At 72.3% G+C, this 25,488-nt stretch carries 28 protein-coding genes; 12 read left to right on the top strand and 16 right to left on the bottom strand.

Annotated elements, in window-relative coordinates; all coding sequences use genetic code 11:
* Positions 1–51: 51 nt before the first annotated feature.
* Positions 52–450 (top strand): rodlin, encoded by a 399-nt coding sequence (locus tag ABFY03_RS23895; protein WP_031013054.1) that lies wholly within the window; start codon positions 52–54, stop codon positions 448–450.
* A gap of 76 nt (positions 451–526) precedes the next feature.
* Here ABFY03_RS23895 and ABFY03_RS23890 read toward each other — a convergent pair whose 3' ends face one another.
* The 3 genes from ABFY03_RS23890 to mca are packed head-to-tail and all read right to left on the bottom strand — an operon-like array spanning position 527 to position 3,722.
* Complete coding sequence (locus ABFY03_RS23890) at positions 527–2,551, bottom strand: thioredoxin domain-containing protein (protein WP_319010024.1); 2,025 nt, start codon at positions 2,549–2,551, stop codon at positions 527–529.
* A 54-nt stretch (positions 2,552–2,605) separates the two neighbouring features.
* The gene (locus ABFY03_RS23885) at positions 2,606–2,848 is read right to left on the bottom strand and encodes a hypothetical protein (protein WP_319010025.1); all 243 of its coding nucleotides are present in this window, start codon (positions 2,846–2,848) and stop codon (positions 2,606–2,608) included.
* Positions 2,841–3,722: a mycothiol conjugate amidase Mca gene (mca, locus tag ABFY03_RS23880; RefSeq protein WP_319010026.1), complete on the bottom strand. Its 882-nt coding sequence runs from the start codon at positions 3,720–3,722 to the stop codon at positions 2,841–2,843. The genes ABFY03_RS23885 and mca overlap by 8 nt, the downstream gene beginning before the upstream one ends.
* 99 nt (positions 3,723–3,821) lie before the next feature.
* Here mca and ABFY03_RS23875 point away from each other — a divergent pair, with 99 nt between their 5' ends.
* On the top strand, positions 3,822–4,223 hold the full coding sequence (locus tag ABFY03_RS23875; RefSeq protein WP_346170799.1) for a DUF4307 domain-containing protein: 402 nt from the start codon (positions 3,822–3,824) through the stop codon (positions 4,221–4,223).
* Between the two features lie 189 nt (positions 4,224–4,412).
* Positions 4,413–4,910, top strand: a complete 498-nt coding sequence (greA, locus tag ABFY03_RS23870) for a transcription elongation factor GreA (RefSeq protein WP_031013045.1) — start codon at positions 4,413–4,415, stop codon at positions 4,908–4,910.
* A 74-nt stretch (positions 4,911–4,984) separates the two neighbouring features.
* Here the strand turns inward: greA and ABFY03_RS23865 are convergent, their stop codons facing one another.
* The 3 genes from ABFY03_RS23865 to ilvA all read right to left on the bottom strand — a co-directional run bounded on the left by ABFY03_RS23865 (position 4,985) and on the right by ilvA (position 8,157).
* On the bottom strand, positions 4,985–5,830 hold the full coding sequence (locus ABFY03_RS23865) for an ABC transporter permease (RefSeq protein WP_346170798.1): 846 nt from the start codon (positions 5,828–5,830) through the stop codon (positions 4,985–4,987).
* Positions 5,827–6,864, bottom strand: coding sequence for an ATP-binding cassette domain-containing protein (locus ABFY03_RS23860; RefSeq protein ID WP_319010029.1), 1,038 nt, complete (start codon positions 6,862–6,864; stop codon positions 5,827–5,829). Before ABFY03_RS23860 ends, ABFY03_RS23865 begins: the two co-directional genes overlap by 4 nt.
* 63 nt (positions 6,865–6,927) lie before the next feature.
* A complete protein-coding gene (gene ilvA, locus ABFY03_RS23855; RefSeq protein ID WP_319010030.1) occupies positions 6,928–8,157 on the bottom strand; it encodes a threonine ammonia-lyase in 1,230 nt (409 codons plus the stop codon).
* Positions 8,158–8,303: 146 nt separating this feature from the next.
* Here ilvA and ABFY03_RS23850 point away from each other — a divergent pair, with 146 nt between their 5' ends.
* From ABFY03_RS23850 to ABFY03_RS23835, 4 genes are all read left to right on the top strand, one after another.
* Positions 8,304–8,804 carry a MarR family winged helix-turn-helix transcriptional regulator gene (locus ABFY03_RS23850; protein ID WP_346170797.1) on the top strand — a complete coding sequence of 167 codons (501 nt, stop codon included), beginning with the start codon at positions 8,304–8,306 and terminating at the stop codon, positions 8,802–8,804.
* Between the two features lie 65 nt (positions 8,805–8,869).
* Positions 8,870–9,325, top strand: a complete 456-nt coding sequence (locus ABFY03_RS23845) for a sigma factor-like helix-turn-helix DNA-binding protein (RefSeq protein ID WP_346170796.1) — start codon at positions 8,870–8,872, stop codon at positions 9,323–9,325.
* A complete protein-coding gene (locus ABFY03_RS23840) occupies positions 9,322–9,570 on the top strand; it encodes a hypothetical protein (protein ID WP_319010033.1) in 249 nt (82 codons plus the stop codon). Before ABFY03_RS23845 ends, ABFY03_RS23840 begins: the two co-directional genes overlap by 4 nt.
* 56 nt (positions 9,571–9,626) lie before the next feature.
* Positions 9,627–9,818, top strand: a complete 192-nt coding sequence (locus ABFY03_RS23835; RefSeq protein WP_319010034.1) for a DUF1059 domain-containing protein — start codon at positions 9,627–9,629, stop codon at positions 9,816–9,818.
* A gap of 63 nt (positions 9,819–9,881) precedes the next feature.
* On the opposite strand, the gene ABFY03_RS23830 is transcribed toward ABFY03_RS23835, so the two are convergent.
* The gene (locus ABFY03_RS23830) at positions 9,882–11,036 is read right to left on the bottom strand and encodes a cystathionine gamma-synthase (protein ID WP_319010035.1); all 1,155 of its coding nucleotides are present in this window, start codon (positions 11,034–11,036) and stop codon (positions 9,882–9,884) included.
* Positions 11,037–11,108: 72 nt separating this feature from the next.
* Here ABFY03_RS23830 and ABFY03_RS23825 point away from each other — a divergent pair, with 72 nt between their 5' ends.
* Together ABFY03_RS23825 and msrA are read left to right on the top strand one after the other, a co-directional pair.
* Positions 11,109–12,215, top strand: a complete 1,107-nt coding sequence (locus tag ABFY03_RS23825; RefSeq protein WP_319010036.1) for a hypothetical protein — start codon at positions 11,109–11,111, stop codon at positions 12,213–12,215.
* A 79-nt stretch (positions 12,216–12,294) separates the two neighbouring features.
* Complete coding sequence (msrA, locus tag ABFY03_RS23820; RefSeq protein WP_319010037.1) at positions 12,295–12,954, top strand: peptide-methionine (S)-S-oxide reductase MsrA; 660 nt, start codon at positions 12,295–12,297, stop codon at positions 12,952–12,954.
* Here msrA and ABFY03_RS23815 read toward each other — a convergent pair.
* The 3 genes from ABFY03_RS23815 to ABFY03_RS23805 all read right to left on the bottom strand — a co-directional run bounded on the left by ABFY03_RS23815 (position 12,894) and on the right by ABFY03_RS23805 (position 15,232).
* On the bottom strand, positions 12,894–13,292 hold the full coding sequence (locus ABFY03_RS23815; RefSeq protein WP_319010038.1) for a DUF1330 domain-containing protein: 399 nt from the start codon (positions 13,290–13,292) through the stop codon (positions 12,894–12,896). The two genes, msrA and ABFY03_RS23815, sit on opposite strands and share 61 nt — an antisense overlap.
* Before the next feature lie 114 nt (positions 13,293–13,406).
* Positions 13,407–14,675 carry a L,D-transpeptidase gene (locus ABFY03_RS23810; RefSeq protein WP_319010039.1) on the bottom strand — a complete coding sequence of 423 codons (1,269 nt, stop codon included), beginning with the start codon at positions 14,673–14,675 and terminating at the stop codon, positions 13,407–13,409.
* A 197-nt stretch (positions 14,676–14,872) separates the two neighbouring features.
* Positions 14,873–15,232, bottom strand: a complete 360-nt coding sequence (locus ABFY03_RS23805; RefSeq protein ID WP_319010040.1) for a hypothetical protein — start codon at positions 15,230–15,232, stop codon at positions 14,873–14,875.
* Between the two features lie 143 nt (positions 15,233–15,375).
* Here ABFY03_RS23805 and ABFY03_RS23800 point away from each other — a divergent pair, with 143 nt between their 5' ends.
* Together ABFY03_RS23800 and ABFY03_RS23795 are read left to right on the top strand one after the other, a co-directional pair.
* Positions 15,376–16,533: an RNA-guided endonuclease InsQ/TnpB family protein gene (locus ABFY03_RS23800; protein ID WP_346172292.1), complete on the top strand. Its 1,158-nt coding sequence runs from the start codon at positions 15,376–15,378 to the stop codon at positions 16,531–16,533.
* A gap of 166 nt (positions 16,534–16,699) precedes the next feature.
* Positions 16,700–16,963 carry a hypothetical protein gene (locus ABFY03_RS23795; protein ID WP_319010285.1) on the top strand — a complete coding sequence of 88 codons (264 nt, stop codon included), beginning with the start codon at positions 16,700–16,702 and terminating at the stop codon, positions 16,961–16,963.
* 15 nt (positions 16,964–16,978) lie between these two features.
* Here ABFY03_RS23795 and ABFY03_RS23790 read toward each other — a convergent pair.
* The 6 genes from ABFY03_RS23790 to ABFY03_RS23765 all read right to left on the bottom strand — a co-directional run bounded on the left by ABFY03_RS23790 (position 16,979) and on the right by ABFY03_RS23765 (position 23,742).
* Positions 16,979–17,808 (bottom strand): IS5 family transposase gene (locus ABFY03_RS23790; RefSeq protein ID WP_428838207.1). Its coding sequence is split into 2 segments (ribosomal slippage): positions 16,979–17,454 and positions 17,454–17,808, totalling 831 coding nucleotides; the frame shifts between segments, so codons are not numbered across the junction.
* A 114-nt stretch (positions 17,809–17,922) separates the two neighbouring features.
* Positions 17,923–19,464, bottom strand: a complete 1,542-nt coding sequence (hutH, locus tag ABFY03_RS23785; RefSeq protein WP_346172291.1) for a histidine ammonia-lyase — start codon at positions 19,462–19,464, stop codon at positions 17,923–17,925.
* 79 nt (positions 19,465–19,543) lie between these two features.
* Positions 19,544–20,677, bottom strand: a complete 1,134-nt coding sequence (locus ABFY03_RS23780) for a GGDEF domain-containing protein (protein WP_319010042.1) — start codon at positions 20,675–20,677, stop codon at positions 19,544–19,546.
* Positions 20,678–20,762: 85 nt separating this feature from the next.
* A complete protein-coding gene (locus ABFY03_RS23775) occupies positions 20,763–21,551 on the bottom strand; it encodes an enoyl-CoA hydratase/isomerase family protein (RefSeq protein WP_346170795.1) in 789 nt (262 codons plus the stop codon).
* 51 nt (positions 21,552–21,602) lie between these two features.
* Positions 21,603–22,775, bottom strand: a complete 1,173-nt coding sequence (locus ABFY03_RS23770) for an adenylate/guanylate cyclase domain-containing protein (RefSeq protein WP_319010044.1) — start codon at positions 22,773–22,775, stop codon at positions 21,603–21,605.
* A 115-nt stretch (positions 22,776–22,890) separates the two neighbouring features.
* Positions 22,891–23,742, bottom strand: coding sequence for a biotin--[acetyl-CoA-carboxylase] ligase (locus tag ABFY03_RS23765; RefSeq protein ID WP_319010045.1), 852 nt, complete (start codon positions 23,740–23,742; stop codon positions 22,891–22,893).
* Between the two features lie 134 nt (positions 23,743–23,876).
* Here ABFY03_RS23765 and ABFY03_RS23760 point away from each other — a divergent pair, with 134 nt between their 5' ends.
* Positions 23,877–25,481: an acyl-CoA carboxylase subunit beta gene (locus tag ABFY03_RS23760; protein ID WP_319010046.1), complete on the top strand. Its 1,605-nt coding sequence runs from the start codon at positions 23,877–23,879 to the stop codon at positions 25,479–25,481.
* Positions 25,482–25,488 lie beyond the last annotated feature (7 nt).

Here is a 25,488-nt window from a genome sequence, read left to right as displayed (position 1 = left end):
GATCAGCACGGCTCGGCACTCAGCGCGGGCCAGTCATCGAAAGGCCAGAACATGAAGAAGCTCCTCGCGACCGCTGCGGTGGCTGTTTCGGTCGTCGGCGCGACGGCCGGGCAGGCGCTCGCGATCGCCGACGACGGTGGCACCACCTCGCTCTCCGGCAACGGCGCGCACCAGGAGTTCGGCAACTCCGCGACCTACGGCGACATGAGCCCGCAGTTCGCGCTCGTCCAGGGCTCCCTGAACAAGCCGTGCATCGGTCTGCCCGCCAAGGTCAACGCCGGCTCCCTCGTCGGTCTCGTCCCGATCGCGGTGCAGGACATCAACGTGCTGTCCTCCCCGCAGAACCAGCAGTGCGTCGAGAACTCGACGCAGGCCAAGGGCGACGAGCCGCTGTCGCACATCCTCAGCGACATCCCCGTGCTGTCCGGCAACGGCGCCGGCAACAGCTGAGCCACGCCGCTCGGCCACGGCGCGGCCCCGTCGTCCCTCTCCGGAGGGGCGGCGGGGCCGTGTCCGTTCGCGGGGCTCAGCCGAGCGCGCGGGCCAGGGCGTCCGGGTCGGTGACGGGTGCGTCGCAGGTGAAGTGACGGCAGACGTACGCGGCGGCCGAACCGGCGACCAGGGGGCGGTCGCGCAGGAGCGGGAACTCCTCGCTGTCGGGGGATCCGGCGGCGAGGACCGCTCCCGGGGTGGCCGCCCTCAGGGCCGTACGGCGCAGCTCCTGGAAGACCGGGTCGGAGGCGTTGCCGACGACGGCGATCTCCCGGGGGCCGTCGAGCAGGGCCTCGGCGACGGCGAGGCCCCAGCCGATGAAGCGGGGGGCGCGCGGACCGAGCGCCTTCACCACGCCGAGGGCTCCCTCGGCGGCGGTCCGGTGGGCCTCCGAGCCGGTGTGTGCCGCGTACGAGAGCAGTGCTCCGGCGGCGGCGGTCCAGCCGGACGGGGTGGCGTTGTCGGTGGGGTCCTGGGGGCGCCGGATGAGGGCTTCGGCGTCGTGGGCCGTGTCGTACAGCGTCCCGCCCTCGCCGGTGAAACGGTCGAGGACGTGGTCCAGGAGGAGGCCGGCGAAGTCGAGCCAGGCGCCCTCGCCGGTGACGGCGGCGAGGGCGAGGAAGCCTTCGGCGACGTCGGCGTAGTCCTCCAGGACGCCCGCGTGGGCGCCGGCCCGCCCGTCCTTCGAGGTGCGGGTGAGCCGGCCGCCGTCGTCGAGGTGGAGGCGGACCAGGAGGTCGGCGGCCTCGGTGGCGCGCTCGACCAGGTCGGGGCGGTCGAGGAGGGCGCCGGTCTCGGCGAGGGCGGCGATCGCGAGGCCGTTCCAGGCGGCGACGATCTTGTCGTCGCGGCCGGGGCGCGCGCGCCGCTCGCGGGCCGCGTGCAGCCGGGTGCGGATGGAGGCGATCCGGCCGGCGTCGGCGGGGCCCGCCTCCTGGGGGAGCTGGAGGACCGAGGCGCCGTGCTCGAAGGTGCCGTCCTCGGTGACGCCGTAGTGGCGGGCGGCGAGGGCGGCGTCGTCCGCGCCGAGGGCCTCCTCCAGCTGGGCCGGGGTCCAGGCGTAGTAGGCGCCCTCGACGTGCTTGCCGGTGCCGTCGTCACTGTCCGCGTCGAGGGCGGAGGCGAAGCCGCCCTCGGGGGTGCGGAGCTCGCGGACCATGAAGTCGGCGGTCTCCAGGGCGACCCGGCGGGCGAGGTCGCTGCCGGTCGCCCTCCACAGGTGGGCGTAGACGCGGCAGAGCAGCGCGTTGTCGTACAGCATCTTCTCGAAGTGCGGGACGACCCAGGCGCGGTCCACGGCGTAGCGGGCGAAGCCGCCGCCGAGCTGGTCGTAGATGCCGCCGCGGGCCATCGCCTCGCAGGTGTCGGCGGCCATCTGGAGGGCGCCCTCGGAGCCGGTGCGGGCGTGGTGGCGGAGCAGGAACTCCAGGACCATCGACGGCGGGAACTTGGGGGCGCCGCCGAAACCGCCGCGGGTGGCGTCGTACTCCCGGGTGAGGCCGAGCAGCGCGGCGGCGAGCTCCTCCTCGCCGGGGAGGCCGTCGCCGGCGACGGCGAGGGAGCGGCCCGAGAGGTCCCGCACGATCCGGTCGGCGACCTCGGCGACCTCGCCGCGGCGGTCGGCCCAGGCGGTGTGGACGCCCTCGAGGACCTCGGTGAAGGACGGCATGCCGTGGCGCGGCTCCGGCGGGAAGTAGGTGCCGAAGTAGAAGGGCGCGGCGTCGGGCGTGAGGAAGACGGTCATGGGCCAGCCGCCCTGCCCGGTGGCGGCCTGCACGGCCTCCATGTAGACCGCGTCGACGTCGGGCCGCTCCTCGCGGTCGACCTTGACGGCGACGAAGTGCTCGTTGACCACCGCGGCGGTGGCCTGGTCCTCGAAGGACTCGTGGGCCATCACGTGGCACCAGTGGCAGGAGCTGTAGCCGACGCTGAGGAGGACCGGGACGTCGCGGCGGCGGGCCTCCTCGAACGCCTCGGCGGACCAGGGCCACCAGTCGACCGGGTTGTCGGCGTGCTGGAGCAGGTAGGGGGAGGTCTCATGGGCCAGTCGGTTCGCCATGGGGCCATCCTGCCGCAGTCGGCCCGTACCGCGCGGGTACGGGCCGACGTGCCGCTACTTCGACGCGGCCGGGGCCTTCGCGCCGCCCTTGCCGGCCTCGGCCGGGTCGGGGGTCTCCTCGAAGGAGACGCGGTTCATGTGGCGGTTCATCGACTTCATCAGCGCCCAGACCGCGAGGGCCAGGGCGGCGAAGACGACGAAGCCGAGGACGCCCGGCGTCACCTTGTTCTTGTCCAGCTCTTCGGCGGCGAAGGGGACCAGCTGCGTCAGTGCGAGGTGTGCGCTCATGTCAGGCATTGTCGCGGATGCCCGCGAAGAGATCTTCCTCGGGGAGGGAGGTCGGCACCAGCGACTTGCTGAGCTCGTACTCCTCCGTCGGCCAGACCTCCTTCTGGATCTCCATCGGCACCCGGAACCAGCCGCCGTCGGGGTCGATCTGGGTGCGGTGGGCGATCAGGGCCTTGTCCCGGATCTCGAAGAAGTCGGCGCACGGGACGAAGGTGGTGAGCGTCCGCTCCTTGCGCTCGAACTCGCTCCACCGCTGGAGCCACTCGCCGTACGGGGACTCCAGGCCCCGGTCGAGGAGGGCCTGGTGCAGCGCCTCGGTGCGCGGCCGGTTGAAGCCCTGGTTGTAGTAGAGCTTCTGCGGCTGGAAGACCGGGCCGAACTCGGCCTCGGGGTACTTCTCGGCGTCGGCGGCGCCGTCGAAGGCCACCATCGTGATCTTGTGCGTCATGATGTGGTCGGGGTGCGGGTAGCCGCCGTTCTCGTCGTAGGTCGTGATGACCTGCGGACGGAAGGAGCGGATCTTGCGAACCAGCGCGCCGGCGGCGTGGTCCACGTCCTCCAGGGCGAAGCAGCCCTCGGGCAGCGGGGGCAGCGGGTCGCCCTCGGGGAGGCCGGAGTCGACGAAGCCGAGCCACTCCTGGCCGACGCCCAGGATCTCCCGGGCCTCGTCCATCTCCTTGCGGCGGACCTCGTGGATGTTCTCCTCGATGTAGGGGTCGCCCTGGAGCTTGGGGTTCAGGACCGAGCCACGCTCGCCACCCGTGCACGTCACCACGAGGACGTCCACCCCCTCGGACACGTACTTGGCCATGGTCGCCGCGCCCTTGCTCGACTCGTCGTCGGGGTGGGCGTGAACGGCCATCAGTCGCAGCTGCTCAGTCAAGACTCGATCCTCAGTGATTAGACGCGGAGGGTGGTCTCTATAGTGACGGAATCGGGGGGAGGAAAATTCCGCCGCCCCCGCCCCCGAGAGGACCGATACATGACAGCGGTGCGAGAGCAGCCGCCAGAGGGGCGCTACGGGCGCTCGGCGGACGAGCGGGCCGACCGGAAGCTGAAGGTGGCCGGAGCGGTCCTCGGCACCCTCTTCCTGGCGATGATCGGCTGGTTCGGCTGGCACTACGTGGTGGACAGCAAGATCAGCGCCGAGATGATCAAGTTCGACGTGGTGAGCGACACCGAGGTGCAGGTGCACCTGGAGATCCGCAAGGACGAGGGCGTCGAGGGCGTGTGCACGCTCCGGTCCCGCTCCGAGGACGGGGCCGAGGTGGCCCGCAAGGACGTCACCGTCGCCGAGCCGGGGTCCCGGGTCGACCGCGTCTACTCCCTCCGGACGACCGCCCGGGCGACCAGTGCCGAGCTCATGGGGTGTACGGCGCGGTAGCGGTGGGTAGGGGACGGGCAGCGAGTCCCGGCGGGTCGGCGCGGTGACCTGGAGCGACGCCATCCCGATGGTTTATGTCCTCCCGCTTTCCGCCACTCATTGTTAGGCTCGTGCTTTCGCCCACCCGGGAAGCGAGGGTTTCCCGCGTAGGGCGATGCTTTGTATTCCCAGTACCTACGAGGAGCACCTGTGACCCAGACCAGCGACAACGTCACCTGGCTCACCCAGGAGGCGTACAACAAGCTCAAGGACGAGCTTGAGTACCTGTCTGGTCCCGCGCGTACCGAGATCGCCGCGAAGATCGCTGCCGCGCGCGAGGAGGGCGACCTTCGCGAGAACGGCGGGTACCACGCGGCCAAGGAGGAGCAGGGCAAGCAGGAGCTCCGGGTCCGCCAGCTCACCCAGCTGCTGCAGAACGCCAAGGTGGGCGAGGCCCCGGCGGACGACGGCGTCGTCGAGCCCGGCATGGTCGTGACCATCGCCTTCGACGGCGACGAGTCCGACACGATGACCTTCCTGCTCGCCTCCCGCGAGTACGCGAGCGGTGACATCGAGACCTACTCTCCGCAGTCGCCGCTCGGCATCGGCGTCAACGGCAAGAAGGCCGGTGACGACGCCGAGTACGAGCTGCCGAACGGCAAGAAGGCCATGGTGAAGATCCTCAGCGCGAAGCCGTACACCGGCTGAGGCCCCGCCTTCTCCACACGTGCGAAGGGCCGGTCCCCCGAGGGGGGCCGGCCCTTCGGCGTGCCGGGTGCCGCTCAGGCGGAGGCGGAGCGGTACTTGCGGACGGAGAGGGTGCGGAAGACGGCGATGATCAGCAGCGACCAGAGGAGCGAGGCCCACACGGGGTGCTGCATGGGCCAGGCGTCGGACTGGACGACGCCGGGGTTGCCGAAGAGCTCGCGGCACGCCTGGACGGTGGCGCTGAAGGGGTTCCACTCGGCGATGGGCCGGATCCAGTCGGCCATCTGGCTGGGGTCCACGAACGCGTTGGAGACGAAGGTGACCGGGAAGAGCCAGATCAGGCCGCCGGAGGTGGCCGCCTCCGGGGTGCGGACGGAGAGGCCGATGAGCGCGCCGATCCAGGAGAAGGCGTAGCCGAGCAGGAGCAGCAGGGCGAAGGCGCCGAGCGCCTTGGGGACGCCCTCGTGGATGCGCCAGCCGACCATGAGGCCGACGATGGCGAGGACCACGAGGGTGAGCGAGGTCTGGACGAGGTCGGCGAGGGTGCGGCCGGTGAGGACGGCGCCGCGGGCCATCGGCAGCGAGCGGAAGCGGTCGACGAGGCCCTTGTGCATGTCGTCGGCGATGCCGGCGCCCGCTCCGGCGGTGGCGAACGTGACGGTCTGGGCGAAGATGCCGGCCATCAGGAAGTTCCGGTAGACGACCGGGTCGGTGTCGCCGCCGACGCTCATGGAGCCGCCGAAGACGAAGCTGAACAGGACCACGAACATGACCGGCTGGATCAGCCCGAAGATGACCATCTCCGGGATCCTGGACATGCGGATCAGGTTCCGCTTGGTGACGACGAGGGAGTCCGCGATCGACTGGGCGATCCCGCCGCGGGGTGCGGGGACGTGCGGGGCGGTGTCGAGGGTGGTCACGCGGCGGGCTCCTTCCGGTGCTTGCGGCCCCGGGCGGGGGGCCGGTCCGCGCCGTCCCCGTGCTCGTCGTCCTGTTCGCGCGCGGCGGCGTGGCCGGTGAGCGAGATGAAGACGTCGTCGAGGGTGGGGCGGCGCAGGCCGATGTCGTCGATCTCGACACCGACGGCGTCCAGGTCGCGGATGACCTCGGCGAGCAGCTTGGCGCCGCCGGTGACGGGGACGGTGAGCCTGCGGGTGTGGTCCTCGACGGAGACGTCGTCGAGGCCGCGTTCGCCGGGGCCGTAGCGGGCGAGGACGGCGCGGGCGGGGGCGATGGCCTCGCGGTCGTGGACGACGACCTCGACGCGTTCGCCGCCGGTGCGGGCCTTGAGCTGGTCGGAGGTGCCGCGGGCGATGACCCTGCCGTGGTCGACCACCGCGATGTCGTGGGCGAGGTGGTCGGCCTCCTCCAGGTACTGGGTGGTGAGGAGCAGGGTGGTGCCGCCGGAGACGAGTTCCTTGATGACGTCCCACAGGGCCTGGCGGTTGCGGGGGTCGAGGCCGGTGGTCGGCTCGTCCATGAACATCACGGGCGGGGCGACGACCAGGGCGGCGGCGAGGTCGAGGCGGCGGCGCATGCCGCCGGAGTACGTCTTGGCGGGGCGGTCGGCGGCGTCGTCGAGGCGGAAGCGCTCCAGGAGCTCGTCGGCGCGGGCTTTCGCGTCCCCGGACCTCATCTGGTAGAGCTGTCCGACCATCTGGAGGTTCTCGCGGCCGGTGAGGTACTCGTCGACGGCGGCGAACTGGCCGGAGAGGCCGATGGAGCGGCGGACCTCGTTGGGGTGGGCGAGGACGTCGACGCCGGCGACGGTGGCGGTGCCGCGGTCCGGTCTGAGCAGGGTCGTCAGGACTCGTACGGTGGTGGTCTTCCCCGCTCCGTTGGGGCCGAGCAGACCGAGGACGGTGCCCTCGGGCACGTCGAGGTCCACCCCGTCCAGAGCGGTGACGTCGCCGAAGGTCTTCACCAGTCCCTCGGCGTGGATCGCGCCTGGCATGTCCACACTCCCGGATCATTTCGGGCATTTCTGCCGATCCTAGGACAGTGCGCGGGGCCGTGCTCAGCCCAGGACCGTGTACCCCGCCTCCCGCAGCGCCCCCTCGACCTCCCGGCAGTGCTCCGGCCCCTTCGTCTCCAGGTGCAGCTCCACCTCGACCTCCGTCAGACCGAGCCGCGGATCGGTCCGTACGTGACTGACGTCGAGGACGTTCGCGTCCACCACCGTCAGCACCGCGAGCAGCGTCGCGAGCGCCCCCGGCCGGTCCGCCACCCGCAGCCGCAGGCTCAGATAGCGCCCGGCCGCCGCCATGCCGTGCCGCAGGATGCGCTGCAACAGCAGCGGGTCCACGTTCCCGCCCGAGAGGACCGCGACCACCGGGCCCCGGAACGACTCCGGGTCGCTCAGCAGCGCCGCCACCGGGCTCGCCCCGGCCGGCTCCACCACCAGCTTCGCCCGCTCCAGGCAGAGCAGCAGCGCCGAGGAGAGCGCGTCCTCCGAGACCGTGCGCACCTCGTCCACGTACTCCTGGACCAGGCCGAACGGCACGTCCCCGGGCCGCCCCACCTTGATCCCGTCGGCCATCGTCACCGGCGAGTCGACCACCACCGGGTGGCCGGCCGCCAGCGACGGCGGATAGGCCGCCGCGCCCTCCGCCTGTACGCCCACGATCCGCACGTCCGGGCGGACCGACTTCACCGCGAGGCCGATGCCGGCCGCGAGCCCGCCGCCGCCGACACCGACGACGATCGTGCGGACCTCCGGGCACTGCTCCAGGATCTCCAGGCCGACCGTGCCCTGGCCGACGATCACGTCCGGGTGGTCGAAGGGGTGGATGAAGACGGCACCGGTCTCCCGCGCGTACTCCTGCGCCGCGGCCAGCGTCTCGTCCACCACGTGCCCGTGCAGCCGCACGTCGGCGCCGTACTCCCGGGTCGCCGCGACCTTCGGCAGCGGCGCCCCGACCGGCATGAACACGGTCGCGTGCACCCCGAGCAGCTGCGAGGCGAGCGCCACGCCCTGCGCGTGGTTGCCGGCCGAGGCGGCGACCACCCCGGCCGCCTTCTCCTCCGGCCGGAGCCCGGCGATCCGCACGTACGCGCCGCGCAGCTTGAACGAGCCGGTCCGCTGGAGGTTCTCGCACTTGAGCAGCACCGGGGCCCCGACCAGCGAGGAGAGATGGCGGCTGCCCTCCAGGGCGGTCGTCCGGGCCACCCCCGCCAGCATCTTCTGCGCCCCGCGCACATCGTCGAGCATCAGGCGGTGCAAGGGGCGTCGCGTACCGAAGGTCATGACCCCAAGTCTCGCAGCTCACCGGCCCTGCGGCCGCCCGGCCCACGGGCCGGGAACGGGTTTGCGCACGGCCGGTACGGAGCCCCTCCCGTCCGCGTACTCTGTCCCCCACACCGACCACCCCCGCACGAGAGAGCCCCCCAGCCATGCCCACATCTCAGGACATGACGACTGAGCTTGATCCCGGTCTCCTCGATGCCCTCCAGCACCAGGTGGCCGTCTTCGCCCGCCGGGCCGAGCAGACCCGCCTCGGCGGCACCGGCCAGCTCCGCAACTCCATGGACCGGGCCGCCTACCTCCTGCTCAACCGGCTCGACCAGGAAGGGCCGATGGGCGTCAAGGCGCTCGCGGCGGGCATGGGGATCGACTCCTCCACCGTCACCCGCCAGGTCGCCCCGCTCGTCGACTCCGGCCTCGTCAGCCGCGCCTCGCACCCCGAGGACGGCCGCGCGGTCGTCCTCCAGCTCTCCCCGCGCGGCCTCGACCGCCTGGAGGAGGTCCGCTCCTCGCGGCGCACGCTGATGGCCGAGGTCACCGACGGCTGGACCGAGGACGAGCGCGCCTCCTTCTGCTCCCTGCTCACCCGCTTCAACGCGGCGCTCTCCGCCCGCCAGGGCGCCTCCGCCGGCTCCCCGCAGAGCGGCTGACCCCGCGCGCGGCCGACCGGCGCACGGGGGTTGACCCCGCCGCGCGCCGGACCCATACATGAGGGATGGGGAAGCGGACCCGATCCGAACACGCCGCCCGCGCCGGGGAGTTCGACGCCTTCGTGGCGGGCGCGGCGGGGCGGCTGCTGCACGTCGCCACGCTGCTCACCGCCGAGACCCGGGCCCGGAACCCGTCCGCGCACGCCCTGTTGACCGCCGCCCTCGCCCACACCTACGCGGTGCTCGACCGGGGCGGCGACGAGGACCCGTACGCGCTCACCCGGGACGAGCTCGCCCTCCGCTTCGCACGCACCGCCTGGCGGCACCGCACCGGCCGCGGCGGGGTCCTCGGCGTCCTCACCCCCGCCGAGCGGCTGGTGCTGGTGCTGCGGCTGTACGAGGGCGTGCCCGAGGAGCAGACCGCCGCGCTGCTCGGGCTCCCGGAGGCCCGGATCCGGGCGGTGTGCGCCCGCGCGGTGGCCCGGCTGCGGGCACCGGGCGGATCGAGGGAGGCCGCGTGAGGCACGGCGAGAAGGAGGCGGCCGTCCGGCGGCTGCTCGACACCCCGCACCCGCCGGTGCCGGCCGGGCTCGGCGCGCGGGCGGCGGAGCGCGGCGGCCGGGTGCGGCGGCGGCACAGGGCACTGCGGCGGGCCGGCGGGGTACTGGCCGGGATCACCGCGCTCGGATTCGCCCTCTGGGCGGCGGAGGCGCGGCCCTGGGAGGCTCCGCCGGCCGCCACGACGCCGCCGTTCGCCGGGCCGTGAGGACGGCTCTAGCCTGGAGGAGGGGGTCGGTCGGAACAGCATCGCAGGAGGCCGACATGACCAGGAAAGCCGCCGACTGCCGCGACACGCCGAGCGTGTCGGGCTGCTCGCTCTACATCTCGGGCGAGGAGGAGGAAGTGGTCCGCGCCGCGACCGAGCACGCGGTCTCCGTCCACGAGCACCAGGACACCCAGGAGCTGCGCGACGAGGTCAGGGCGAGCCTGAAGGACGCGCTGCCCGGGACCTGAGCGGCACCGGGGGCCCGGGTGCGGGATCGCCGCACCCGGGCCCCTTCGGTACGGGGGTGCGGGTCAGCCCAGCGCCTCGCGCAGGTCCGCGATCAGGTCGTCGGCGTTCTCGATGCCCACCGAGAGGCGGACCAGGTCGGCCGGGACCTCCAGGGCGGAACCGGCGACGCTGGCGTGCGTCATCCGGCCCGGGTGCTCGATCAGCGACTCGACGCCGCCGAGGGACTCGCCCAGGGTGAAGAGCTTCGCGCGGTTGCAGACGCCGACCGCCGCCTCCTCGCCGCCCTCGACGCGGAAGGAGATCATGCCGCCGAAGGAGCGCATCTGCTTGGCCGCGATCTCGTGGCCCGGGTGCTCGGCGAGGCCCGGGTAGAGCACCTGCGTCACCTTCGGGTGCCGGGTGAGGAAGTCGGCGACCTTGGTGGCGTTCTCGCCGTGCCGGTCCATGCGGACGGCGAGGGTCTTGATGCCCCGCAGCACGATCCACGAGTCGAACGGACCGGCCACCGCGCCCATCGCGTTCTGGTGGTACGCCAGCTCCTCGCCGAGCTCGGCGTCCGCCGCGATCAGGGCGCCGCCGACGACGTCCGAGTGGCCGCCCATGTACTTGGTGAGGGAGTGGACGACGACGTCCGCGCCGAGCGCCAGCGGCTGCTGGAGGTAGGGCGAGGCGAAGGTGTTGTCGACGACCAGCTTCACCCCGGCCTGGCGGGCGACGCCCGCGACGGCCTCGATGTCGGTGATGCCGAGCAGCGGGTTGGAGGGGGTCTCGACCCAGATCAGCTTGGTGCGGTCGTTGATCGCGCCGCGCACGGACGCGATGTCCGAGGTGTCGGCGACGGAGAAGTCCACGCCCCAGCGCTGGACGACCTTGGCGAAGAGCCGGAAGGTGCCGCCGTACGCGTCGTTGGGGATCACCACGTGGTCGCCGGGCACGAGCAGCGTGCGCAGCAGGCAGTCCTCGGCGGCCAGGCCGGAGGCGAAGGCGAGTCCGCGCCGGCCGCCCTCCAGGGCCGCCAGGTTCTCCTCCAGGGCCGTACGGGTCGGATTGGCGCTGCGGCTGTACTCGTAGCCGCCGCGGAGCCCGCCCACACCGTCCTGCTTGTAGGTGGACACCTGGTAGATGGGCGGGACGACCGCGCCGGTCAGCGGGTCGGCGGTGTTGCCCGCGTGGATGGCGCGGGTCTCGAAGTTCTGGTGGCTGTGCTGGTCGCTCATGGTCAGGAGCGTAGTGCCGGGTGCCGCCCACCGCCGCGATTCGTCCACGACGGCGTCCTGGACAATGGACGCATGGAGATTCTCTGGTTCCTGATCGCGCTGGGCCTGCTCTTCGGCGTCCTCGGCCCCTACGTGCTGCGCCGCCGCGGCGGCGGCATCCGGCAGGTCGCGCCCGGCACGCCCGACGCGGCCGACCCGGAGGCGTACGGCTTCGTCCGGCAGGAGGAGCTGGACGTGCGGATGCCCGGCCCCGACCGGGATCTCCTCGACGTCCTCGACGTCGTGCAGGCCACCCAGGACTGGCGGGCCGCGTCGCAGCTGCTCGCCGGGACCGGGAAGGACGGCGAGGTCCGCTGGCAGCGCGTCCAGGCGTTCGCCGGGGCGGCCTCCCTGGAGCTCGCCGAGAAGCCGGGCGTCGGCGGCGCCTGGCTGCGGGCCTGGCGCTCCGACGCGCCGAAGGACGCGGGCGCCGCGGCCGTGCACGCGGAGTTCCTGGTGCAGCAGGCGTGGCGCTCCTCGGCGGCCGGCTCGGACGACTTCCGGATCATCCTGGAGGAGGCCCGGAAGGTCGCCGAGGAGGCGGCGCTGCTGGCGCCCGGCGACCCCGTCCCGTACATCACGCAGCTCGCGGTCGCCCGCGGACTGGGCTACAGCCCGGAGCAGTTCGACCAGGTGTGGGCGAAGGTCATCGACCGGGCGCCGCAGCACATGGGCGCCCATCTGGCGGCGCTGCACTACTGGTGCGAGAAGTGGCACGGCTCCCGGGAGGAGGCCGACCACTTCGCGACGACGGCCGCCGCGCGCGCCCCGCGGGGCTCGCTGCTCGCCGCGCTGCCGCTCTTCGCCGTCTTCGAGCACGTGCCGGACGTGGTGCTGGTGCAGGACTTCTACCGCACGGCGGTGGTGAGCAAGGCGATGGAGGGCGCGCTGTACGCGGTCCACTCGGCCCGCCCCGACGACCCGATGCTGGCGCACGTACGCCATCTGCTGGTCTGGTTCCTGGTCCGGGGCGAGCGCTGGGCCGAGGCGATGCACCAGCTGGTCCACGTCGACGGGCACGTGGGCGCGCTGCCGTGGACCCTGAGCGGCGACCCGGCGGCCGAGTACACCCTGCACCGGAACCTGGCGGTGGCCGGCTACGAGGCGAACGGCGGGAGCCCGGCGACGCTGCGGCACTGACCGGACCGGCCCCGGGGAACAGGGGTGCGCGCGCCGGCGTTGTGACGACTGCCCGGTCCGCGTCGAGGAGAGATGCCGCATGTTCCTGTCCCGCACCCCCGTCCTGCCCGCCCCGGAGCAGGCCCTGCGCGGCCGCCCGGAGCCGGAGTTCTCCGTGCCCGAGCGGCACACGGTGCTCGGCAACCCGCTGCTCGGGCCGTACCCGGAGGGCCTGGAGACGGCCGACTTCGGGCTCGGCTGCTTCTGGGGCGCCGAGCGAAAGTTCTGGCAGACCGACGGCGTCTGGACGACGCTCGTCGGCTACCAGGGCGGTTACACGCCGAACCCGACGTACGAGGAGGTCTGCTCGGGCCTCACCGGGCACACCGAGGTCGTCCGGGTCGTCTTCGACCCGGCGAAGGTGTCGTACGAGACGCTGCTGAAGGTCTTCTGGGAGTCCCACGACCCGACCCAGGGCTTCCGCCAGGGCAACGACGTGGGCACCCAGTACCGCTCGGCCGTCTACACCCACTCCCCCGCCCAGGCGGAGACGGCGGAGGCGTCCCGCGCCGCCTACCAGAAGGTGCTGAACGCCTCCGGCTACGGTGAGATCACCACCGCCGTCCTCCCGGCCGACGACCGCCCGTTCTACCCGGCGGAGGCGTACCACCAGCAGTACCTGGACAAGAACCCGGCCGGCTACTGCGGCATCGGCGGCACGGGCGTCTCCTGCCCGATCGGGGTGGCGCCGGCGGAGTAGGCCGCGCGCAGGGCCGCGGCGGTCGCGGCCGGCGCGTACCCCTCCGGGGTGCCGTCGACCAGCAGCACGTCGCCCGCCATGTGGCGGGTCCGCAGGGGCAGCAGGGCCTGGTACGGCTCGGAGTCGTACCAGGCCCTCGCCTCCTCGTACGACGGGAAGGCGATGAGGACGACGGCGCCCGGCCAGGCCCCTTCGAGCACCTCCCGCCGGGGTGCGCCGTGCACGAGGAAGCGTCCGCCGAAGGGGTCCAGGGTGGCCTGGATCCCCTCCATATAGGTGAGCACCTCGGGGTCGAGGACGGGCTTCGGGCTCAGGTTCGCCATCGCGTATGCGGTCATGGGACCAGCGTGCCGGGGCGCCGCGGCGGGGTCGATGACCCCGGAGGTCATGGAACACGGGGAAGGGCCCCCTCCGGAGCGGAGGGGGCCCTTCTCGTGGGTCGGACGGGCGGGTCAGACCGCCGAGCCGGCCTTCCAGGCCGACCAGTCCATGTTCCAGCCGTTGAGGCCGTTGTCGGGGGCGATCGTCTTGTCCTTGGAGTTCTTGACGATGACGACGTCGCCGGTGATGGACTGGTCGTAGAACCAGGCGGCCATCTGGTTGGGGTCGCCGGCGCCCTTGACGTCGGCGAGGCCGACGCAGCCGTGGCTGGTGTTCACGGAGCCGAAGATGGAGCGGGCGCCCCAGTAGTTGCCGTGGATGAAGGTGCCGGAGGTGGACAGGCGCATGGCGTGCGGCACGTCCTTGATGTCGTACTCGCCCTTGCCGTCGGAGTCGGTGAAGCCGACGGTGGCGCCGTTCATCCGGGTCTCCTTGAACTTCTCGGAGATCACCATCTGGCCGTTGTAGGTGGTGTTCTCCGGGGAGCCGGCGGAGATCGGGATGGTCCGGATCACCTTGCCGTCGCGCACGACGGTCATCGTCTTCTTCTCGACGTCGACCGTGGAGACCTGGCTGCGGCCGACGGTGAAGGTGACGGTCTTCTGCTGGACGCCGTAGACGCCGTCGGCGCCCTCGACGCCGTCGAGGTCGAGCTTGAGGGTGACCTTCGAGCCGGCCTTCCAGTAGTCGTCGGGGCGGAAGTCGAGGCGGGTCGAGTTGAACCAGTGGCCGACGACCTCCTGACCGGAGCTGGAGGAGACCGTGATGCCGCTCTGGACGGCCTTCTTGTCGGTGATCGCCTTGTTGAAGTTGATCGAGACCGGCATGCCCACGCCGACGGTCGAGCCGTCCTCGGGGGTGAAGTTGCCGATGAAGCTGTTCTCCTTCGACACGGTGGTGAAGGAGGAGTTCTCGTGCGCCTCCAGCCCGCTCGCGTCGACGGCGGTGGCGGCGATCTTGTAGACGGTGGCCCGCTCCAGCTGGCCGGACGGCTTCCAGGAGAGGCCGTCGGCCGCTATCTCGCCCTTGACCTCGGTGCCCTCGGCGGAGGTCATGGTGACCTCGGTGAGCTTGCCGTCGGTGACGGCGACCTTGGCGTCGTTGTTGATGGAGGCGTTCTGCGCGCCGTTCTCCGGCGAGATGGTGATCTGCGCCTTGGAGGTCTTCTGCTCGGCGGCCTCGTCGACCTGGGCCTGCGAGGTGGCGGTGGGCGAGCCGGCCGCGGCCGTGCCGGGGTCGTCGTCGTTGCAGGCCGAGAGCACGAGTACGCCGCTCAGCACCGCCGCCGCCGCGGCCAGGCTCCTGCTGCGCTTGCCGACCGTCATCACACGCTTCTCCATCGTCGCCGATTCCCTGTCAATCCATCAGAACACCCATGACACCCCGTCGGTTCCGGTACCGGGGGGTTTGTGGGGAACACCACTGATCGACACGCGCGGGGGAGCCTTCCGGTTCCCGGTTCGCCGCGCACCGGCGCGAAAAGGGCCCCGGGACGCCGTCCCGGGGCCGTGGACAGGCGGTCCGCACCGCCCCTCCCTCACAGCCGGTCGTCGTCGTCTTCCTCCACCTCATCTTCCTCGTCGAGCTCCCACTCCATGGAGTCGGGGTCGTACTCGATCTCCTCGCTGCTCCAGGCCGCCTGGACGAGCTCGACGCCGGGCAGGTCGCGGACGAGGTCGAAGGGCTCCACCAGGTAGGCGAGGGCCTCGGAGGGGTCCTCCTGGACGGCGGCGCGGGCGTGGTCGCGCTCGTCGGCCGGCATGAACTCGTCGGAGTCGATCCGCCCCTCGGCGGCGGCGGTCAGATCGGCGGGCCCGTCGATCTCCAGGACGATGTCGACGCGGAGGCGGACGTGGCGGGTGGTGGTTCCGGAAGCGGTGGTGTCGGAGGTGCTCATGGCTGGGAGCGTAGGGTCTGCCCGGCCTCGGCTTTCCCGCGACCCGCTGGTTCATCTGCCTCGCAGGTGAACCACTGAGGAAGTCCGGAATACGTTCCGTGAAGAAGCCACCACAGACAGTCGTCGCCAGTGCCGTCTTCTACGTGAAGCTTGTCGCGTGGGTGAAGTTGTCGCCTGCGTCCGCGCATGACGCGGATGCGCTGGCGGCGACCCTGCGTGCCTGCAATCGGGCGGCGAACCATGCTTCCGAGGTGGCGTTCGCCAAGGATCTGAAGCGGCGGAACGTGTTGCAGAAGGAGGTGTACTTCGCTCTCAAGGCGGAGTACGACCTCGGGGCCCAGCCCGCGGTTCGGGTGGTGAAGAAGGTCTGCGACGCCTACGCCACCCTGAAGGGCAACATCAAGGCGGGGAACCTCGGCCGTGAGGGCTCGAAGCGCCGCCTGCGGGCGGAGTCGAAGCCGATCGTCTTCCGGGAGGACGCGGCGCAGCCGTTCGACGACCGCATCCTGACGTGGAACCTCGACGCCCGGAGGGTGTCGATCTGGACGGTGGCTGGACGCATCAAGCACATCCCGTTCGTCTGCTCCCCGGAGGCGCTGAAGCTGCTGGCCTCCCGCAGGGGCGAGTCCGACCTGGTGATGCGCGACGGCACGTTCTTCCTGACCGCCACCATCGAGGTGCCCGAACCGCCGGTGTCCGAGCCGTCCGGGTTCCTCGGGGTGGACCTCGGGATCGTGAACATCGCCACCACCTCGGACGGCGAGATCATGTCCGGCCGCCGGCTCAACCGCTACCGCAGGCGGATGCGGAACCTGCGGTCCAAGCTCCAGAAGAAGCGCACCAAGTCCGCCAAGCGGGCCCTGAAGCGCATCGGGCGCCGCGAGTCCCGGCACGTGGCGAACACCAACCACGTCATCGCGAAGAAGCTCGTCGCCACCGCTGAACGCACCTCGCGCGGAATCGCCCTGGAAGACCTGAGCGGCATCCGGCAGAGGGTCACGGCCAAGAAGGACCAGCGGGCACGACTGCACTCCTGGGCGTTCGCCCAGCTCGGCGCCTTCGTCGAGTACAAGGCACGCAGGGCGGGGGTGCCCGTGGTCCATGTGGACCCGCGCAACACCTCCCGCCAGTGCTCCGAGTGCCGCCACACCCACCGCACGAACAGGGTGGATCAAGCACGGTTCGTGTGCCGGTCCTGCGGGACCGTGATGCACGCGGACCACAACGGCTCCCGCAACATCGCCCAGCGGGGCGATGCCGTGTGGAAGCGGGGCGCGGTCAATCGCCCCAGTACGGCATAGCCGTACCGGACGCAGGGGACCACGCGGCAGCCAGCCGCGCTCCACTTGCAATCACGACCTTCCAGGACCGCGCCGACCAGCCCGGTCCCGCAGGGACGAGAATGTGACTAGCATCTGGCCACCGCGAAGTCCCGCGGGGCTTTCCGTGAGGGAGATCGAGATCGACGTGCCCGCCGCCCGACGTCCGCTGCTGACCGCCACCGCCGCGGGGACCCTGCTGTGCGCCCTCTGGTTCGTCCCGTCGGCGAACGCCTCCGACAGCGCGGCGGGGGCGGGGGTGCGGGGCGGGAGCACCGCGCCCGCGACCGGCCCGCTGGCCGAGACCGGCGGCCCGGACACGACCGCCTATGTGCTGGGCGGGTCGGGGTTCCTCGGGGTGGGCGCCGGGTTCGTGGCGCTGGCGATGCGGCGGCACGGGCGCGCGTCCTAGGAGTTGTCTTCAATGTCACGCCCACATCAGGAGCGAGGCGAGGGTGACGGCTGCTTGGTAGGACTCGGCGGTCTTGTCGTAGCGGGTCGCGATGCCGCGCCACTGCTTGAGGCGGTTGAAACACCGCTCCACCACGTTGCGGCGCTTGTAGAGCTGCTTGTCGAAGGCTGGCGGGCGTCCGCCGCGGCTGCCGCGCCGGAGCCGGTTGCGGACCTGGTCGGATCGCTCGGGGATGGTGTGGCTGATACCGCGCCGTCGCAGCCAGGTGCGGATGGCTTTGGAGCTGTAGCCCTTATCGCCCAGGACGTGGGCGGGCCTGATGCGGGGCCGTCCGGGGCCGATGCGGGGCACTCGTATCGCGTCCATCACGGCGGTGAACTGCGTGCAGTCGTTGGTGTTCCCGCCCGTGACCACGAAGGCGAGCGGGCGGCCGAAGGCGTCACAGGCAAGGTGGATTTTGCTGGTCAGGCCGCCCCGGGAGCGTCCGAGTGCCGGTGGGCAGAGCCCCCTTTTCGGGCCCCGGCGGCATGCTGGTGGGCTCGCACGACGGTGGAGTCGACCGACACCAGCCAGTCGATGTCCCCGGCCGCGTCCGCCTTTGCCTGCGCGGCCCGCAGCATCCGCTCGAAGGTCCCGTCCAGGGCCCACCGGCGGAAGCGGGTGTGCAGCGTTTGCCACGGCCCGTACCTCTCGGGCACATCCCGCCAGGCGGTGCCGGTGCGGAACTTCCACACGATCCCGTTGAGGACTCTTCGGTCGTCCAACCGCTTCCGGCCCCGCAAGGGCGCAGGCAGCAGCGGCCGGACGAACTCCCACTCGGCATCGGACAGTTCATGGCGACGTATCACCCGACCATGATCCACCACTCAAGATCAATTGAAGACACGACCTAGGTCCCGGAACGGCTGAGGGCCGCCCCCGGCGGGGGCGGCCCTCAGGGCGTCCGGGTCAGGGGTCGGTCAGGCCAGCGGGCCGGTGACCGGCTCGACGGCGGCGATCACGCGCCCTTCCCGTACGAAGGCGTCGGCGGCGGCCAGGTCGGGCGCGAGGAAGCGGTCCGGGCCCGGGCCCTCGACGCCGGCGGCGCGCAGGGCGTCGATGACGGCCCGCGAGGCGGGGGCGGGGGTGAGGCCCTCGCGCAGCTCGATGCCGCGGGTGGCGGCGTACAGCTCGACGGCGATGATCCGGGCGAGGTTGCCGACGGCGGTGCGCAGCTTGCGGGCGGCGGACCAGCCCATGGAGACGTGGTCCTCCTGCATCGCCGACGAGGGGATGGAGTCGGCGGAGGCCGGGACGGCGAGCCGCTTCATCTCGCTGACCAGGGCGGCCTGGGTGTACTGGGCGATCATGAGGCCCGAGTCGACGCCGGCGTCGTCGGCGAGGAACGGCGGCAGGCCGTGCGAGCGGTTCCTGTCGAGGAGCCGGTCGGTGCGGCGCTCGGCGATGGAGCCGAGGTCGGCGGCGGCGATGGCGAGGAAGTCGAGGACGTACGCGACGGGGGCGCCGTGGAAGTTGCCGTTGGAGCGGACCTCGCCGTTGCCCAGGACGACCGGGTTGTCGACGGCGGCGGCGAGCTCGCGCTCGGCGACGAGCAGGGCGTGGGCCATGGTGTCGCGGCCGGCGCCGGCGACCTGGGGGGCGCAGCGGATCGAGTAGGCGTCCTGGACGCGGGGGGCTTCGCCGGCCTGGAAGTGGCCGGTGAGGCCGGAGCCCTTGAGTACGGCCAGCATGTTGGCGGCGGAGGCGGCCTGCCCGGGGTGGGGGCGGATGGCGTGCAGTTCGGGTTCGAGGACCTTCTCGGTGCCGAGGAGGGCTTCGAGGGAGAGCGCGGCGGTGACGTCGGCCGACTTGTAGAGGGTGTCGAGGTCGGCGAGGGCCATGATCAGCATGCCGAGCATGCCGTCGGTGCCGTTGAGGAGGGCGAGGCCCTCCTTCTCCTTGAGGACGACGGGCTCGATGCCGGCGGCGGCGAGCAGCTCGCCGGCGGGCCTCACCTCGCCGTCGGGGCCCTCGGCGTCGCCCTCGCCCATCAGCGCGAGGGCGCAGTGGGAGAGCGGGGCGAGGTCGCCGGAGCAGCCGAGCGAGCCGTACTCGTGGACGACCGGGGTGATGCCGGCGTTGAGGACGTCGGCCATGGTCCGCGCGACCTCGGGGCGGACGCCGGTGTGGCCGGAGGCGACGGTCTTGAGGCGCAGGAACATCAGGGCGCGGACGACCTCGCGCTCGACGCGCGGGCCCATGCCGGCGGCGTGCGAGCGGACGATGTTCCGCTGGAGCTGCGTGCGCAGCTCGTGGTCGATGTGCCGGGTGGCGAGGGCGCCGAACCCGGTGGAGACGCCGTAGACGGGCTCGGGCTTGGCGGCGAGCGCGTCGACGACGGCGCGGGCGGCGGCGAGCGCCGCGACGGCCTCCTCCGACAGCTCGACACGGGCGCCGTGACGGGCGACGGCGATGACGTCCTGCGGGGTCGTGCCGGACGTGCCGAGAACGACTGTCTGCATATCCATATTCAGCACCCTACGGATTGAAGACCGACCTGTCACTAGGCAATCCGTCACCGTCCCCCGCCGGGGCGGCCCCTTACGGATCCGGAGGCAGTTCCACCGTCGGGGCGTCGCGGAAGCGGCGCCGGTCGCGGGCGCCGGGCGGGGCGTCGGCGAGGCGGATGACGGTGCCGTCGCGGCCGGCGACGACCGGTTTCGCGGAGCGGGCCGCCTTGGCCTGGTACTGGGCGGCGTCGGCGAGGCGGAAGAGTCGGCGGGCGGACTTGAGGGGGCCGATGGGGTCGCCGGTGGAGGCGACGCCGATGGCGACGCCCTCGCCGAGTTCCAGCTCGGCCGCGCGGACGCAGAGCTCCTCCGCCACCGCGACCACCTCGTCGGCGGTCGGGCCGACCGCCAGCAGGCAGAACTCGTCGCCGCCGAGGCGGGCCGCGAGGGCGCCGGGGAGGCGGGCCCCGCAGCGGGAGAGGACGGAGCCGAAGCGTTCCAGGAGGCGGTCGCCGACGGCGTGGCCGTGGGTGTCGTTGACGCGCTTGAGGCCGTTCAGGTCGCAGACGACGAGGCTGACGACGGAGCCGTCGGCCCGGTAGCGCTCGATGGCCTCGTCGAGGCGGGCGTCGACCGCGCGCCGGTTGGCGAGGCCGGTGAGGGGGTCGGTGAAGGCGAGCTTGCGGACCTCCTCCAGGCGCTCGGCCTGGGCGATGCCGGCCGCGACGACCGCCGTGAGGACGTTCGCGAAGTCCGCGTCCGCCGCGGTGAAAGGTTTCGCCCCCGCCGGCCGGGCCACGTACAGCTCCCCCCACGCCCGGCCGTGCAGCACGATCGGGGCGACGACGCAGCAGCACCTCCCGCGCCGGCGGAGCCCGGCCACCCGGCCGGTCAGCACGGGCGCGTCCGCGCTCTCGACCCAGGCGTGCGGGCCCGCGCCGACCGCCCACCGCTCGTGCAGGAACTCGGTGATCTCGGGGAACTGGTGGACCGGATACGTCTCCGCGTCCGGGAACTCCTCCTCGCCGACGGCCCGGTCCCCGGCGTTCACCAGCACCCGCAGCCGCCCGTGGTCCCTCTCCCAGACCGAGAGGGCGCCGAAGCTCCCGTCGAGACCGGCGGACGCTCCGAGCGCCGCGGCCCGCCAGAACTCGCGCGGGGTGTGCGCCGCCGCCATCCCCTGCGCCAGCGCCACCACGGCCCGCAGCCGCACATCCTCACCCATTCCTCCAGCTTAGGGAGGTTTGATCCGTTTTCCCCACCGAGACGTCACAGAAAGTGACAAGTGGTACGAAATTGGATCAATCGCGTTACTCGCCGGGCCACTCCGGCTTCCGCTTCTCGTTGAACGCCGCCACGCCCTCCGCCCGGTCGCCGGAGAAGGCCACCGAGCGCCAGGCCGCGTCCTCGACCTCCAGACCGGCCCGCAGGTCCAGGCCCTGCCCCAGCCGCATCGCCTTCTTCGCGGCGCGCAGCCCGACCGGCGAGTTCGCGGCGATCCGCCCCGCCAGCTCCAGGGCGGCCGTCCGGGCGTCCTCCGCGAGGACGTCCACCAGGCCCAGCTCCGCCGCCTCGGCGGCGTCCACCCGGCGCGCCGTGAAGACCAGCTCGGCGGCGCGCGCCGCGCCCACCCGGCGCGGCAGCAGCTGCGTACCGCCGCCGCCCGGGATGACGCCGACGGAGACCTCGGGGAGGCCGACGACGGCGGTGGCGTCGGCGACGATGACGTCGCAGGAGAGCGCCAGCTCGTAGCCGCCGCCGAGGGCGAAGCCGTGCACGGCGGCGACGGTCGGCATGGGCAGCTCCAGGACGCCGGTGTAGGCGCCGCGGGCGGTGGGCCGCTGGCGGACCAGCTCGGCGTCGGTGAAGGAGTTGCGCTCCTTCAGGTCGGCGCCGACGCAGAAGGCCCGGTCGTTCGAGGAGGTCAGGACGGTGACCCGGACCTCCCGGTCGGCGGCGAGCGCCGCACACGCCTCGCCGATGGAGCGGGCCATCTCGGAGGAGACCGCGTTCATCGCCTTGGGCCGGTCGAGGACGAACTCGGCGACGTGCCCCTCCTTGCGGACCAGCACGAACTCACCAAAACGCTGCTCGGACATCTCCTGCGCCCTCCCGGTTAACGACGGTTCACATCTGCACCGGGAGGGATCTTAGGTCGGGCGGCGGTTCAGGAGCCAGGGCTCCACGACGCCGAGGCCGCGGACGGACCGCTGCCACATCGGCTGGAGCGCGAAGCGGTACGTCTGCGGGGCCCGGCCCTCCTTCTCGGCGCGGGCGGCCTGCTCCGCCGCCTCGGCCTCGGAGGCGGGCACCTCGCCGGTGCGGGTCAGCTCCTCGGCGAAGGCGCTGTCGACCAGCACGGCGTCCTTCGGCGCTATCGAGGTGAGCCGGCTGGCCAGGTTGACGGTGGTGCCGAAGACGTCGCCCATCCGGGTCGTCACGGTGCCGAAGGCGATGCCGACCCGCAGCGCGGGCATGGTCTCGTCCTGGCTGAGGGTCTCGATCAGGCGGAGGGCGATCTCGGCGGCGATGCCGGCGTCGTCCGCCGCGTACAGCACCTCGTCGCCGAGGGTCTTGATGAGCCGGCCGCCGTGCGCGGCGACGAGGTCGGCGCAGGTGGTCTCGAAGGCCTCGACCAGCTCACCGAGCTCCTCCTCCTCCAGCCGGCGGGTGAGGCGGGTGAAGCCGACGAGGTCGGCGAAGCCGACGGCGAGCCGCCGGTCCACCATCTCCTCGTCGTCGGCGGCCTGCGCGACCCGGCCGGTGGCGGCGGCGAGCTGCCGCCGCCACACGTAGATCAGGAACTCCTCCAGCTCCGGCAGGAGCAGTTCGACCAGCGGGTACGTGACCTCGGCGCGGGTCATGCCGGGCTCGGGCGGCTCGGTGAGGCCCTCCAGGAAGGAGTCGATCTGCCATTCGGCCAGCCGGGCGGTGGTCTGCCCGGTGGAGCGGGCCACCTGCACCGCCATCGGCTCGCTGAGCAGCCCCGCCTCGACGAGACCGGCGAGCCGCCGCAGCGCGAGCACGTCGGCCTCGGTGAGCGCCTTGGCCTGGCCGATGTCGGCGAAGCCCATGGCCCGCCAGAAGCGGGAGGCCAGCTCCATGGAGACGCCCGCGGTGCGGGCGGCCTGGAAGGGCGTGTAGCGGCGGTCGGCGCCGAGGATGAGCTGTTCGAGGCGGATGGCGAGCGGGTCGTCCGGCGGCTCGGCCGTGTGGTCGACGGCGTGGTGCGGGGTCGGGTACGCCGAGGACGCGGCGGCCGTCCCGGACGGCTCGGGGGGCTCGGACCGGCCGTCTCCCGTGTTCGCGTCGTCGACGGTCACCGGCCGCCTCCTGCCCGTTCCCTGCCGCTGCCCACTGTCCTGCCGATCTGTTCGCCTGGATCGCGCTCCACGATACGACAGGTGTGGGCTGGCTCACGCCGGAACGCCCGGGGGATCAGCCCGCCGCGCGCAGGTGGACGATGTCGCCGGCGCCGACCGCCTCGGTGCCGCCGCCCTCCGTGGCGACCACCAGACGCCCGTCGCCGTCGACGCCGGTCGCCTCGCCCTCCAGCATCCGCTCGCCCGGCAGGTCGGCGCGGATCCGGCGGCCGAGGGTGGAGCACTGCGCCTCGTACGCCGCCTGGATCCCGGACGCCCCGGGGTCGCCGTCGGCCCGCGTCCAGGCGCCGTACCAGTCGGCGAGGGAGCGGAGGACGGCCCGGAGCAGGGTGTCGCGGTCGGTGGAGACGGCGTCGGCGAGGAGGAGGGAGCCGGCCGTGGGGACGGGCAGTTCGTCGGCGCGCAGCGAGACGTTGAGGCCGAGGCCGACGACGACGCCGTCCTCGCCGGCCCGCTCGGCGAGGATGCCGCCGGCCTTGCGCTCCTCGCCGTCGACATCGACCAGGAGGTCGTTGGGCCACTTGAGGGAGACGTCGACGCCGGCGGCCTTCACCAGACCCGTGGCGGCGGCGACGCCGGTGAGCAGCGGCAGCCAGCCGAGCCGGTGCGCGGGGACCTCGGGCTTGAGCAGGACGGACAGGAAGAGCCCGGAGCGGGCGGGGGCGCTCCAGGTCCGGTCGAGGCGGCCCCGGCCGGCGGTCTGCTCCTCGGCGACGAGGACGGCCCCCTCGGGCAGTCCGTCGGCGCGCGCGGCGAGGTCGGAGTTGGTGGAGCCGGTGCCGGGGACCACGTCGAGGGAGGTCCAGAGGCCGTCCGGGAGGATCAGCGCCTGGCGCAGCGCGCGGACGTTCAGCGGGGGCCGGTCGAGGTCGGACCAGGGCCCGCCGGATGCGTGGGAGGACGTCATGCAAGCCAGACTAGGTGTGGGATAGACCGCACTGCGCTGCCGTACCCGCGCCGATACGCTACGGACCAACAGGCCGTCAGTAGCCCATTCGCAGTCAACGAACCCCCCGTGACCAGGCAGGGAGCCGCATCCCGATGTCCGAGCCGGCAGAGCAGTACGAGATCGACATTCACACGACCGCGGGCAAGATCGCGGATCTGAGGCGCCGCATCGGCGAGGCCACGCACGCCGGCTCGGAGCGCGCGGTGGAGAAGCAGCACGCGAAGGGCAAGCTGACCGCGCGTGAGCGGATCGCCCTGCTGCTCGACGAGGGCTCCTTCGTCGAGCTGGACGAGCTGGCCCGGCACCGGTCGACCAACTTCGGCCTGGAGAAGAACCGGCCGTACGGCGACGGCGTGGTGACCGGCTACGGCACGGTCGACGGCCGTCCGGTCGCCGTGTTCTCGCAGGACTTCACGGTCTTCGGCGGGGCGCTGGGCGAGACGTACGGGCAGAAGATCATCAAGGTGATGGACTTCGCGCTGAAGACCGGCTGCCCGGTCGTCGGCATCAACGACTCGGGCGGCGCCCGCATCCAGGAGGGTGTGAGCGCGCTCGGCATGTACGGCGAGATCTTCCGCCGCAACACCCACGCGTCGGGCGTCATCCCGCAGATCTCGCTGATCGTGGGCCCGTGCGCGGGCGGCGCGGTGTACTCCCCCGCGATCACCGACTTCACGGTGATGGTGGACCAGACCTCGCACATGTTCATCACGGGTCCGGACGTCATCAAGACGGTGACCGGCGAGGACGTGGGCTTCGAGGAGCTGGGCGGCGCCCGGACGCACAACACGACGTCGGGCGTGGCGCACCACATGGCGGGGGACGAGAAGGACGCCGTCGAGTACGTGAAGCAGCTGCTCTCGTACCTGCCGTCGAACAACCTCTCCGAGGCGCCGGCCTTCCCGGAGACGGCGGAGACCGAGGTGTCGGACGAGGACCTGGAGCTCGACACGCTGATCCCGGACTCGGCGAACCAGCCGTACGACATGCACAAGGTCATCGAGCACGTCGTGGACGACGGCGAGTTCCTGGAGACGCAGGCGCTGTTCGCGCCGAACATCCTGACCGGCTTCGGCCGGGTGGAGGGCTTCCCGGTCGGCATCGTCGCCAACCAGCCGATGCAGTTCGCGGGCTGTCTGGACATCAACGCCTCGGAGAAGGCGGCGCGGTTCGTGCGCACCTGCGACGCCTTCAACATCCCGGTGCTGACCTTCGTGGACGTGCCGGGCTTCCTGCCGGGCGTGGACCAGGAGTACGGCGGCATCATCCGGCGCGGCGCGAAGCTGATCTACGCGTACGCCGAGGCGACCGTCCCGCTGATCACGGTCATCACCCGCAAGGCGTTCGGCGGCGCGTACGACGTCATGGGCTCCAAGCACCTGGGCGCCGACCTGAACCTGGCGTGGCCGACGGCGCAGATCGCCGTCATGGGCGCGCAGGGCGCGGTGAACATCCTGCACCGCCGCACGATCGCGGAGGCGGAGGCGAACGGCGAGGACGTCGAGGCGGTGCGGGCGCGGCTGATCCAGGAGTACGAGGACACGCTGCTCAACCCGTACACCGCAGCCGAGCGCGGTTACATCGACGGGGTGATCCTGCCGTCGGACACCCGCCCGCAGATCGTGAAGGGGCTGCGTCAGCTCCGCACGAAGCGGGAATCCCTGCCCCCGAAGAAGCACGGCAACATCCCGCTCTAGCCCTCGG

The organism is Streptomyces roseofulvus, from assembly GCF_039534915.1.
GTDB classification, from domain to species: domain Bacteria; phylum Actinomycetota; class Actinomycetes; order Streptomycetales; family Streptomycetaceae; genus Streptomyces; species Streptomyces roseofulvus.
Note: the sequence above shows the minus strand (reverse complement) of the source record. Positions and strands in the feature narration are given on the sequence as shown.